11 protein-coding genes are annotated in these 11,382 nt (G+C 59.4%); 4 read left to right on the forward strand and 7 right to left on the reverse strand.

The window, feature by feature from the left end; genetic code table 11:
- Positions 1-98: 98 nt before the first annotated feature.
- From VGF98_08965 to VGF98_08980, 4 genes are all read right to left on the reverse strand, one after another.
- The gene (locus VGF98_08965; GenBank protein ID HEY1681751.1) at positions 99-2,261 is read right to left on the reverse strand and encodes a bifunctional (p)ppGpp synthetase/guanosine-3',5'-bis(diphosphate) 3'-pyrophosphohydrolase; all 2,163 of its coding nucleotides are present in this window, start codon (positions 2,259-2,261) and stop codon (positions 99-101) included.
- Positions 2,262-2,354: 93 nt separating this feature from the next.
- Complete coding sequence (locus VGF98_08970; protein HEY1681752.1) at positions 2,355-3,368, reverse strand: hypothetical protein; 1,014 nt, start codon at positions 3,366-3,368, stop codon at positions 2,355-2,357.
- A gap of 30 nt (positions 3,369-3,398) precedes the next feature.
- A complete protein-coding gene (locus tag VGF98_08975; protein HEY1681753.1) occupies positions 3,399-3,896 on the reverse strand; it encodes a hypothetical protein in 498 nt (165 codons plus the stop codon).
- Between the two features lies 1 nt (position 3,897).
- Positions 3,898-4,410 (reverse strand): adenine phosphoribosyltransferase, encoded by a 513-nt coding sequence (locus tag VGF98_08980; protein ID HEY1681754.1) that lies wholly within the window; start codon positions 4,408-4,410, stop codon positions 3,898-3,900.
- 29 nt (positions 4,411-4,439) lie between these two features.
- Here VGF98_08980 and VGF98_08985 point away from each other — a divergent pair, with 29 nt between their 5' ends.
- Positions 4,440-5,222, forward strand: coding sequence for a hypothetical protein (locus VGF98_08985; protein HEY1681755.1), 783 nt, complete (start codon positions 4,440-4,442; stop codon positions 5,220-5,222).
- On the opposite strand, the gene VGF98_08990 is transcribed toward VGF98_08985, so the two are convergent.
- Positions 5,174-5,725: a CoA pyrophosphatase gene (locus tag VGF98_08990; GenBank protein ID HEY1681756.1), complete on the reverse strand. Its 552-nt coding sequence runs from the start codon at positions 5,723-5,725 to the stop codon at positions 5,174-5,176. The two genes, VGF98_08985 and VGF98_08990, sit on opposite strands and share 49 nt — an antisense overlap.
- Before the next feature lie 68 nt (positions 5,726-5,793).
- Here VGF98_08990 and VGF98_08995 point away from each other — a divergent pair, with 68 nt between their 5' ends.
- The 3 genes from VGF98_08995 (at position 5,794) to VGF98_09005 (ending at position 8,936) form a co-directional block, all read left to right on the forward strand.
- On the forward strand, positions 5,794-7,146 hold the full coding sequence (locus VGF98_08995) for a hypothetical protein (protein ID HEY1681757.1): 1,353 nt from the start codon (positions 5,794-5,796) through the stop codon (positions 7,144-7,146).
- A 60-nt stretch (positions 7,147-7,206) separates the two neighbouring features.
- Complete coding sequence (locus VGF98_09000; GenBank protein ID HEY1681758.1) at positions 7,207-8,205, forward strand: SMP-30/gluconolactonase/LRE family protein; 999 nt, start codon at positions 7,207-7,209, stop codon at positions 8,203-8,205.
- Between the two features lie 71 nt (positions 8,206-8,276).
- The gene (locus VGF98_09005) at positions 8,277-8,936 is read left to right on the forward strand and encodes a hypothetical protein (GenBank protein ID HEY1681759.1); all 660 of its coding nucleotides are present in this window, start codon (positions 8,277-8,279) and stop codon (positions 8,934-8,936) included.
- Positions 8,937-9,504: 568 nt separating this feature from the next.
- Here VGF98_09005 and VGF98_09010 read toward each other — a convergent pair.
- Positions 9,505-9,918 (reverse strand): PIN domain-containing protein, encoded by a 414-nt coding sequence (locus tag VGF98_09010; protein HEY1681760.1) that lies wholly within the window; start codon positions 9,916-9,918, stop codon positions 9,505-9,507.
- Positions 9,919-10,040: 122 nt separating this feature from the next.
- Positions 10,041-11,270, reverse strand: a complete 1,230-nt coding sequence (locus VGF98_09015; protein HEY1681761.1) for a choice-of-anchor tandem repeat GloVer-containing protein — start codon at positions 11,268-11,270, stop codon at positions 10,041-10,043.
- Between the last annotated feature and the right edge of the window lie 112 nt (positions 11,271-11,382).

Here is an 11,382-nt window from a genome sequence, read left to right on the forward strand (position 1 = left end):
GGGCCGGTTAAAGCCGGTCCCGGAACCTACGAATCCTATCACACGCTTCCGGGCGGCAGCAATGCCCCCATGGCGCGCAACGGTCCGTCCAGGGAAAGCTAGGGAGCGACCCGCTCGCGCTTGGTCACCCGATACACGCGACGGACCTCGGGCAGGCCCTGAAGGCGCATCAAAATCTTGTGCAGGTGGTCCAAGTCGTGGATCTGGATCGTCAGGCTGGTCACCGCTACCCGGTCGCGCCGGACCCGCGCCGTCACCGAGCTGACCCGCGTCTTGAACTCGGCAAACACGCTCATAATATCTTGCAGTAGCTGCGCGCGGTCCTCGGCTTCGACCTCGATATCGACCGAATGCAATACCTCTTCTTGGACGTTCCACTGCGCTTGCAAGATACGCTCGGGCGTCGCGTTCATGTACGCGACGTTTGGGCAATCTGCGCGATGGACGCTCACGCCGCGTCCGATCGTCACGTAGCCCATGATCGGATCGCCCGGTACCGGCGAACAACATTTCGATAGCCGCACCAGCATGTCGTCGATGCCCGCGACGCGCACGCCGCTCAAGCGGCGCGTGCTGCGGCGTGCTGCAGGGCGTCGCGCCATTTTCGTAAGATCGACCACGTTGTCGCTCTTGAGCTCGTCGCGAATGCGATTGACCACTGCCTGCGCGGATTGGTCGCCGAAGCCGATCGCCGCATAGAGATCTGCCGGCGTCGCGCAGTTGAGCCGGTGCGCGATGGTTTCGATCAGCGACCCGCGCGCCGTATCGACGCGTACGCCGGCGCGTGCCAACTCGTTCTCTAACGCTTCTTGTCCGGCCAGCACGTTTTCTTCGCGCCGTTCTTTGCGGAACCACTGCTTGATCTTATGCTTTGCACTCGACGTCTTAACGATCGATAACCAGTCGAGCGATGGTCGACCGCTCGTCTTGTTGACGAGAATCTCGCAGATATCGCCGTTATTTAGTTGCGAATCCAGCGGCACGATGCGCCCGTTGACTTTGGCGCCGACGCAATGGTTGCCGACATCGGTATGCACGAGATAGGCGAAATCGAGGGGCGTACCATCGGCCGGCATCGAGAACACGTCGCCGCGTGGAGAGAACGCGAACACTTGCGAATCGAAGAGGTCGAGCTTGAGATTTTCCATGAACAAGCGCGAGTCGCGCATGTCTTTTTGCCATTCCAGCAAGGCTCGCAGCCAGGAAAGCTTATTCTCGAATTGGTCGGCCTTGCCGCCTTCTTTGTAACGCCAATGCGCGGCGATGCCGTATTCGCTGGTGCGATGCATCTCGAGCGTGCGGATCTGAATCTCGAGCGGTTCGCCGGTCGGACCAACGACGGTCGTGTGCAGCGACTGATACATGTTTGGCTTTGGCATCGCGATGTAATCTTTGAATCGTCCAGGCAACGGCGTCCAAAGCGCGTGGACGGCGCCGAGCGCGGCGTAACAATCCTTGACGCTATCGACGATGATGCGGATCGCCGTGAGATCGTAAATCGTCGAAAAGTCGCGACCGCTCTTGAGCTTGGTATAGATCGAATAAAAATGTTTCGGACGGCCCTGGATTTCGGCCTCGACGTGCATCTCGCCGAACTCGCCGCGCAAACGATCGATGACGGAGTCGACGTCGGCTTCGCGCTGGTTGCGCGTCTTCGCAACGCGCTCGACGATATCGCGATAGGCCTCGGGATCCAGATAACGCAGGCAATCGTCCTCGATTTCCCACTTGATCTTCCAAATGCCTAAACGATGCGCGATCGGAGCGTAGATATCGAGCGTTTCGCGAGCGATCGAAATGCGCTTGGCCGGTGGTAGGCTGGCCAGGGTGCGCATGTTGTGCAAGCGGTCTGCCAACTTGATGATGATGACGCGAATATCGCGAGCCATCGCCATGAACATCTTGCGAAGGTTCTCGACTTGCGCGTCTTCCTTCGATTGATACGGAATGCGCGTGAGTTTCGTCACGCCCTCCACCAACCGCGCGATCTCGTCGCCAAACTCGGAGGCAACCTGTTCGTTGGTGATCGACGTATCTTCGACCACATCGTGCAGCAGCGCCGCAGCGATCGTCTCGCGGTCCATTTCCAGCTCGGCCAACACGCCCGCGACGGCCAGCGGATGCTCGATGTACGACTCCCCAGAGGCACGGTGCTGGCCCGCATGGGCAGCATCGGCTACCTCATACGCGCGCCGCAGCAGCACATCGTCGAGGTCAGGGTCGTACCGCCGAACGCGGTCGGTCAGCTCCTGAATGGTCATAACGGTTCCGCCCATTATAGCGCGGAACCGAAAAATCGCCAGCTTTTAAGAACACGGGCCGGAATAAACCGGCCCGCATCTCGCGTTTTGCTCTTATTTTCCGAGGACGTTGTTGGGGTTAACGGAGATCGGCCAACCGCCGACGTTCGTGCTCAGTTTGGTCTTCGGCGCCGTGCCGTTCGGATACCTGAGCGTTTGAACGAGGAAGTTTGAGCCTTCTGAGTTGCTTATGTAGATCTGCTTGTTGTTTTTGCTCAGAGCGATCCCGAAGGGGAAGCCCCCCAGCGCAACTTGCTTCGACGGCAACGTCTTTCCAACCGGGAAATAGTCGAGATCGTCGTTGCTCTCGTCGAGGACGATGATGGTGCCCTTGCCGTCTACTTCCAGAGCACCCGGCGATCCAATGGACAAACCCAGGCTGGTGCCGCTGCTAGAGCCTTTCGCATACTCCTCGACGTTCGGGTACTCGGCGGCGTACAGGTTATCGTTGGCGTCGGTTGCGAGATATTCGGCCGATGCATCGATCGTAATCGACGGAGCGGTCTTGCCTTTGGGATATTCGGTAATCGTATCGGTATTCACGTTGGCAACGTACACCGTTCCGGCCGCATCGACGGTCAGACCGGTTGGACCGTCGATGCCGGTGCTGATTGTCAAGAAGGGCGTCGTTGCGCCGGCTTTGTATGCGGTGACGGTATTGTTGCCGATATTGGTAGCATAGACGCTGCCGTTCTTATCGACGAAGAGTCGCTCCGGGTTACTGAGGCCGGTCGTTATCTGGCCCAACTCTTTACCGTTGACACCTTTCGACGAGTAAATCGTGATCGTGTTGGTATCATAGTTGCCCCAATAGATTGCGTTACTATCGGTTTTTGCCTCAGGTGACATCCAGCCGCGGATTAATGCGGGGGATGCCTCCAATCGTATCCCCTGTCCGTTCGAAAGGGCGCGATACTGACTCAACGATCTACGTTGGCCGGCCACAGAGTTGCCGGCGCCGGCACTGGAACCGGTTGGAGCGATACTATTGCCGGAACAGCCGGCCATCATCAGCGCGATAAGGAAAGCGCCCGCCGCGGTGCGGCGGGCTGTTGGAAAAGTAGACAACTCGTGATCCTCCCTAGTGAGTAGCAGAAGCTACGGTGGCGGCGGCGATGCTCCGGCCGACGCACCGGGTTCGCCGGGACGTTCGACCGTTTCGACGTCGAATTTGTCCTTATAGAAAATGGTCGCGATCTTGCCGTCGGAATCGAGAATCATCCAGAGATACACGTTGCCGGCCGAGCAGCGCATCTGATAGATATAACCGCGCGCTTCCGGCGGAATATCGGGCGCGGAAAACGGTCCCATGTAGACGGTGTCGATGAGCGGCCCAAGACCCTCTAGAGCATGGGACGTCTGGTCGATTTTGTCTTGTGTAAGTTTCGGCAACACTTCCGGCGCGTAGAGCTTCAGATTGATACTGCCGGCCTGCCAGGCCACAAACTGTTGGCGCACGATCTTCGTGATTTGCGGATCTGCAACGGGCGTCGGTGTCGGTGCAGGCGTCGGCGTTGCCGACGGCCGCGCTACCGTTACCAACGGCAGCATAGCGACGGCGGCCAGCATCAGCAGCACCGCCCATAACCGGGTCATTTTAACGTTCAATAAACGATACCACTTCCGCGCCGGTCAACGCTTCGCGTCCACCCAGGCCGCGCAGCTCCAATAAAAATGCGAAGGCTTCCACCGTCACGCCCATCCTTTCGAGCAGACGACCCGTCGCAGCAGCCGTGCCGCCGGTAGCCAGCAAATCGTCGACCACCACGACGCGTTCGCCGCGTGGTATTGCATCGGCATGAATTTGCAGCGCGTTGGTGCCGTACTCCAGCGCGTATTCTTCGGTCAGCGTCTCGTGCGGAAGCTTACCGGGTTTTCTAATCGGAATGAAACCGGCGCCGATGGCGTAGGCCAACGGCGCGCCGAAGATGTATCCCCGCGCTTCGATGCCGACGACCCAGCTGACGCCACGATTCTCGAACCGCTTAACGAACAGGTCGATTGCGTCCCGGAATCCTAGTTTATCCTTGAGCAACGGGGTAATGTCGTGGAACATAATGCCCGGAATCGGAAAATCCGGAATCGTTCGAATAAAAGCGTCGACTGGCACGGTGTGCGGGGTTCGAGGAGCGCATCGGCGTGCCTTTCCGGCTTAACCGCGGCGCGAGACGGTTGCTTGCCGCGACCATCGGAGCGTTCGCACTGCATGGAGCAGTCGCGTCCATCGTTCCGGCGCTGCGGACGAATCTAGGCCCGGAAACGGTCGCGCCCGTCACGCTCGCTCGCATCGAACGGCACCCGAACCCAACGCCGTCACCGATTGCTACGGCGACGGCGCCGCCGGTTATAGGAGCGCGACCGGCGCGTTCGACGCCGCCAACGGACGTGCACGTGCGGCATGCGCCGGCTCTCAGGGCCGGATCGCTACGTCCGATCGTTCGATCGACGGCCCACGCGCGCCCGGAGGTCGACCTACCGTCGGGCGGAAGCGGCGCCGGTAGCGGTTCGCAAACCGGAACCGGCGGAGGCGGAGCGAGTGGTTCGGGAAGCGGCGATCGCGGCGGCAACGGAACCGGCGGTGCGCAGCCCTGCGGGTTCGTGACCTTTTCCGATCCCGAAGGATCGCGATACGATGCGGCCACCGGCGGATTTTACGTCACCATTGCGATGACCGTTCACTATTCGAACGGTGGCACGGGGTCGATCGCACTCGATTATCAGTGGTACTATCCGAGCGAAGCAGCTAATCCGTGGTCGCGCCGCAACCGCGACGATCCGAACTTCCCCACAACATTTCAACAGCCGCCGCCGGACAAGCGCGATGCGGAGCCATCGATCGTGCGCTACGTTATGGACCACACCAGCGCCGATGGCTACACGCTGCTGAAAGAATGCCCGTCAGCCTCGCCGCCTCCGTCGTGACCCGCGACCGTGAGGTGCTCGAGCACGCGCCCGGATCCGCCATCGTTCCAACGATCGACGAACTCGTGTAGAATCCGTGCCGTCAAACCCCAAATGCGGCGGCCTTCAAAATCGATGGACGATTCGTGACCGGCAAATGCCAGCACGCGCACGAGCGGCACCACGAAGACCCCGGCCGTTTCGCTTGCGTCGATGCGCAGTTCGCCGGGCTCGACTACCGCAACGAACGGCGTGACGTCGAAGTTATTGGCGATGCGTTGGCGGATCACGGGCAGTTCGTCGACCAGCCGCACGCGCGAAGCATCGATGCCGACTTCTTCGTCGAGTTCGCGTACGGCGGTGTCTGCAAGCGTCGCGTCCTCGGCATGCACGCCGCCACCCGGTAATCCGATCTGACCGGGATGATCGCGTAAATGAGCGGCACGCTCAACAAAGACGATACCGTGCGGCGCGGTACGGAAAATCGCGATGACGACGGCTGCACGTCGTCGCGGCCCAAGCATAGCCTGGATGATACCACAGCCCGCTTTGGCCGGTAGGGTTTTCTAGGGGGGCCGTCGCAGGCGACAGCATGCGTTCTTCGAACGCGGTAGCCGCCGTTATCCGCAGTGCTGGAATAGGCCGCGACGGCGACGATCCGTCGGGGCGCGCCGTTTTTGACGCGTTGCGGCGCCTTCGCCACGAACCTCGCGGCGAGCGTCTGCATGCCATCGTTACGCGCTGCGATTTAGCCAACGAACCACACAAATCGGTCGTCGGCGATTTGGCAATCTCGCGCCGGCAATTCTATCGCGATCTCGACGAGGCACGGCGCCGCGTCGCAACGTTTTTACAGGAACGTCCGGGAGTCCGCGACGATCGCACGATCGGCGATTGGAGGCTGGCAGCAGCTGTTTCGCTGACCGCTGACGGGCACGTGGACGCAGCCCGGAAATTGTCGGCGCTCATCGGCGAAGGCGGCGACCCAGCCGAGGCGGCCGCATGGCGTTCTATCGGTCGAGCAGCAGAGCTTCGAGACACTGGCCGATCTGCCGAAGCCGCCGCCTTGCTGGAGCGCTGTATTCAGGAGTTTCGAGTGCGAGACGACGGAATGTCGATCGACGCCGACATGCGCAGCTATTGCTACACCTCGCTGACGTTTCTCTATTTCGAGTTCGGCAAGCTGCGGGAAGCCATCCGGACACACGCGCGGAATCCCGCCGCCGCGTCCGGCGCCGTGTCAACGCTGACACGCAAACAGTATCTCAACGTCGACGCTATGCTCGCTATCGACGGGCGATCGGGTGCGGAGCGAGCGCGCGCGATCTGCGTCGCCTTCTATCGATTCGCGATGGAACAAGGTTTCGTCGACGACATTTCATCGTCGCTGTTGCTGCTGGCCGGGATCGCCCGCTCGGAACGGCGCTACGAAGAGGCCGAACGATTAGCACGAGAGTCGCTGATGCTTCACCAAGCCATCGGCGCCCCGGTCGCACCAATCTTCAGCATGCTAAGCGGCATCGCCATCGATCGCGGCGATGCAAGCGCCGGAATCGCCCTGGCGCGCGAAAGCAGAACGCAAGCGACCGCGCAATCGCACGCGTGGTGGGCGTCGCACTTGTTCGAAGCCGAAGCGACGAATTTGCTGGGGCGACCGGCAGCCGCATTAGCGATTTGCGCGATGGTCGAACGCGAATCCGATTCGTCCGACGCTCGCATTCGTTCGTGGACGCATCGCGTGCGGGCTGGAAGCCTGGGTCTGCAAGGAGAGAACGCTGCCGCCCGGCGTTCTGCCGAAACCGCTCTGGAAATCGCAGGCCCAGACGGACCGGCGTATCAACGACTCAAACATTTGCTCGTTGCCAACAACCTGTCGCCGCGGCCCCAACGGACGGATGAAATCAAAGATCTTGCCGCGCTTCTCGGCTGGAATCGGCGAGTCTAAACGCGGTTCCCGAGTAACCGTAGGCATAGGTACGCTCCCGCCACAGGCGAAGCAACCGCGATGTCGTTACGCACACTACCAACCGCGGCGTACGCAGTGGGCGTCGCCGCCCTGCTATCGGGCTGTTCGCAGTCCGCATCATCGCCACTGGTGGCGCAATCGCAACCTCAATCGCTTTCCCAAAACGGCGTCCTCGGCGCGCGGCCGGCGAGCGGCGCGGCGGTTCGCGCGCCCGGCTGGCTTTCGCCCGAAGCCAAAGCCGGCAAAGGCCTGCTCTACGTTTCGGATCAGTTCAATCAGCGAATCGCGATCTTCTCGACGAAGAAATCGTCGAGCCCCGAGCCGGTCGGCCAAATCACCGACGGCATCTCAGCCCCCGACGGAGCGTTCGTCGATCCGAAGGGTACGCTGTACGTTTGCAACTTCGGCGCCGGTACGGTGACCGAATACGCTAAGGGCAAGACCAAACTTTCTAAGACGCTCACCGGTGCGGGTTCACCGAAATACGTCGTTGCTGGGACCGACGGAACGGTGTACGTGTCGAACTTCAACGGCAGCTTCGATGGAGATGTCTTGGAATACGCCAAAGGCAAGAAGACGCCGACGCAAACCATTCCGTTTAGCACGTTCCCGGCCGGCCTTGCGCTCGACAAGAGCAACAACTTGTACGTCGCGTACAACGATTCGCAACAGGGCGACATCGAAGTGCTCGAATTCGCGCCCGGATCGACCAATGGGACGAATCTTGGCATCCACATCGCCTTCGGGTACGCCGGCAGCATGACCATCGACAAGAAAGGCGAGCTGCTGATCGCCGACCAGGAAGACGCCATCGTGTACGTCTTTCCGTCCGGTGCAACGAAGCCGTCGACAACCTACTCGGCTACTGCGGCGTATGCAGTCGCGTTAGACGCCGCCAATAAGCACCTGTTCATCAGCGCTCCGTTCGCCCCGGCGGTTTCGGAAATAACCTATCCGAAGGGCGTTCCGGTTCAGACCTACAGCAATAGCTTGAGCGCCGCCTTCGGCGTCGCCACCAGCCCCGACAGCGCGTTGTAACCAAAACTAACCCCTAGCCAGCGGTCGCGAACGAAGCAGAAGCTTCCTGACAACTTGCGTCAGGAGGCTTTATGCTGCAGAACGTTACGATCACACCGTCACGCCGATCGCTGGAATTCGGTATCTACCGCGACGGCGACAACAATCTCGACGACATTCAAGGTGCGACGCTATCGCAAGCGCTGGCCGCGAGCCGCAGCGACGAACGCATCGATTTCACCGTCGAAGATACGACGTCGCGTCACAGCGGAGACTTGCACACCGACCGGTACACGATTGCAGACGGATCCATCGGAAACGTGCACAGCGGAGCGCCCGACGACATGAGCGATGAGGGCACGCTCGCGCGCTTCGTTTCCCGCACGCTCGATAACGCCGAAGCCAACGGTGCCAAGCAGACGTGGATCGATCTGGTCGATCACGGCGGCGGGGATGGTGGTGGACTCGAAACCGGCGACGGATCGTGCATGTCGATGCCCGACATCGCCAAAGCAATCGCCGGCGGCATCGCACAACACGCGCGCGAACACCCCGAAGACGCGGGGCGTAACGTCGATGGCGTCGTCGCCAATCAATGTTTGATGGACACGATGGGTTTCGCAGAGGGATATTACAAAGTGGCTTCAAACTTCCGGTCCCTCTCGCAGTCGGGATCAAACATTTCCGGAACTCTGATCCGCCCGGCCGCTCTACCGACTGACCTTCCGACCCTTGCAAAAGCACCGGACTAATCTATGCAGCGTCGAACTCGCGCCGTATGTTTGACGCTTCAATAAAATATGAAATTGACGGTAGAGAGGTCTCCCGTGAAGCATTCGTGGGCAAGATGGAAAACAATTTTCACAAAATGGCTGCAGAGAACTTAGTGGCCTTACTAACGGCTCGACTCGCTGACGTTAATTGCCGAATACACGGCCGAGCGCCGACAGCCGTGATGGTCGAGCAGTCAAGAGCAAATGCCTCATTTGTTTTCCGCGATCTATGCTGTGACGGTCTCAGAGCGCAATGTGAAACAGCTGTTAAATCTTTGCGAGGCTCATCCTCGGACGGGCCGCTGTCTTAAGACGCAAGAGACTCGATTAGAGGTGACCTTCAAAATCTAGGTCTCTAACGACATGACCGAGTTCTTCAAGTTTTATTAGATAGTCATAGGTTTTGGTAAGAAGATCGTTAGCGATGTAGGCAAGGACTAGTGCGCTCTTGCTAAACGAGGTCAGGTCTGTTCCTACAAAGGGTACGCGACTCACGTTTCCTCGCAGAGTCGCATCATCATAGGGAAGGCTTGAGATCTATCTTTCACTAGTGGCGCATCATGGCTATGAAATATGCCTGCTCAAAGTCACTGTCGTATGTCACAGCGTCCGTAATGCCTAGATCAAGCATAATGACTACACTGGAACAATCGGTAAAGCTCCAGATCTTGTCTTTGTACTCTTCGTATCTCTGCAACGCGCGCTCGACGTAGTCTGGGCTTCCCTCTACGAAAACTACGTCGGTCCTGATTCTCAGATCGTCTACTAGAGACTTTGCCGCGGCGCGCACTGCGGCTCCATATTTCGAGAATCGATCGAGAACCTCGGCTACGATGTACGAACTTGTGACAAGGGTGACTTTTTTGTCTTGCAACTCTGCCGTCAGGACCTTCGCGATGTCATTCAGACTTTCTCTGGGGCTCAGCAACGCTACCCAGTACGAGGTATCCGCGAATGCCATGAGCACTTGGCGTTTTGCGCTGCGGCCGCCGAATCGAGTCCGTGGCAAGTAAACACGGCCCGCGAATCGCGAAGCCATGTCGAGTTCTCTTTATCTAAACCGGCGAATGATCTATCCGCGTTTTAAGGCGTTAATGAAAAGACGTTCCCGTGCGTACTTTGGCGGGCACCATACGTCGTGCCGTATAGCGTGCCACCTACTTCAAGCAGGCCTGCTTGAGGGTTCACGCCACCTCCGGCGCGGAAGCTGTGCAGCACATGCTCTTCGCCGCCCGTGGTAACGCTGAAGACCGTGCCTCGATTCTTTGCGCCGCCCATTGCGGTGGTGCCATAGAGCAAGCCCTTTACTTCGATTAGGCCCGCGAGGGGTCCACTGCCGTCTCGTCCTCCGAAATTATGGGTGGTTTTTTCTGTGCCGTCGGCAGTGACGCTGAAGACCGCGCCGCCTGAGCCACCGCCCGACGCCGTGCCGTAGAGCGTGCCTTGCACGTCAATCAGGTCAGACATAGGATTTCCACCATCATTTTCGTTTGTCCCGAAGCTGTATAGCAGATGATACTTTCCAGCCGTGGTGATACTAAAAACCGTTCCATAGCCGCCCTTGCCACCATAGTACGTCGTGCCGTAAAGTGTGCCGTTGACGTTGACCAGGGCTGCCGCAGGGTTCGCGCCGTCGGTGCCTGCGCCAAAGTTGTGCAGTACGTTATGCTTACCGCGGGTCGTGATGCTAAAAACCGTACCGCAGGCCCGAGTGACACAATGAGAGCCACCATCATAGGTGGTTCCGTAGAGCACGCCATCGACATCGATTAAGCCTGCAAAAGGGAACGTGCCGTCGTTTCGGTCGTATGAGTATGCGGAATCGAAACTATATAGCACTTTTTCCTTTCCGGCCCTTGTGATACTGAAGACGGTACCCGAGTCGTTTTTCCCGCCGTCGGCTGTCGTGCCGTACAGCGTACCGTTGACGCTAAGAAGCCTCGCCATGGGATTCACTCCGTCGCCGGGCGTGCCGAAACTGTGCAGCACGGTTTCCTGACCGCTCTTTGTGATGGAGAAGACCGTCCCGTAAAGATGCGAGCCTCCGGTAAGCGTCGTACCATAGAGTATACCTCTGACGTTGATAAGGCTCGCAACCGGATTCTTTCCGTCTCCCGGCGAGTTGCCGAACTCGTGGAGTATGTCGTACGCCTTATCCGGCCGCGATTGCTGGGACGCCATTCCTCGCGGCGAGGCGCCGAGCGGGGGTTGCGATCCGCCGCAGCCCGCAAGCAACGCAGCCGCCGCGCTAAGACTCACGCCAAAACGTACGAAAGCCGTTGCGATAGCGGCCTGTGCGGCTGGTCGGTTCATTTGTAAAACTCCTAACGCTCGAAAGAGATCGCATTGGGTGCGGGGACTCGTCGAGACCGAGTATGCGCCCGGTACGGAACGCCCGTCAATCCGGAGTGGGGCAATCCAAAAC

Source organism: Candidatus Tumulicola sp., assembly GCA_036490475.1.
Lineage (GTDB): Bacteria > Vulcanimicrobiota > Vulcanimicrobiia > Vulcanimicrobiales > Vulcanimicrobiaceae > Tumulicola.

What these genes read in the sequence shown, in the direction of transcription:
- VGF98_08995 (HEY1681757.1), top strand. Translation starts at nt 5,794, where the DNA reads ATGCGTTCTTCGAACGCGGTAGCCGCCGTTATCCGCAGTGCTGGAATA.
- VGF98_08990 (HEY1681756.1), bottom strand. Translation starts at nt 5,725, where the DNA reads ATGCTTGGGCCGCGACGACGTGCAGCCGTCGTCATCGCGATTTTCCGT.
- VGF98_08965 (HEY1681751.1), bottom strand. Translation starts at nt 2,261, where the DNA reads ATGACCATTCAGGAGCTGACCGACCGCGTTCGGCGGTACGACCCTGAC.
- VGF98_08975 (HEY1681753.1), bottom strand. Translation starts at nt 3,896, where the DNA reads ATGACCCGGTTATGGGCGGTGCTGCTGATGCTGGCCGCCGTCGCTATG.
- VGF98_09010 (HEY1681760.1), bottom strand. Translation starts at nt 9,918, where the DNA reads ATGGCATTCGCGGATACCTCGTACTGGGTAGCGTTGCTGAGCCCCAGA.
- VGF98_09005 (HEY1681759.1), top strand. Translation starts at nt 8,277, where the DNA reads ATGCTGCAGAACGTTACGATCACACCGTCACGCCGATCGCTGGAATTC.
- VGF98_09000 (HEY1681758.1), top strand. Translation starts at nt 7,207, where the DNA reads ATGTCGTTACGCACACTACCAACCGCGGCGTACGCAGTGGGCGTCGCC.
- VGF98_09015 (HEY1681761.1), bottom strand. Translation starts at nt 11,270, where the DNA reads ATGAACCGACCAGCCGCACAGGCCGCTATCGCAACGGCTTTCGTACGT.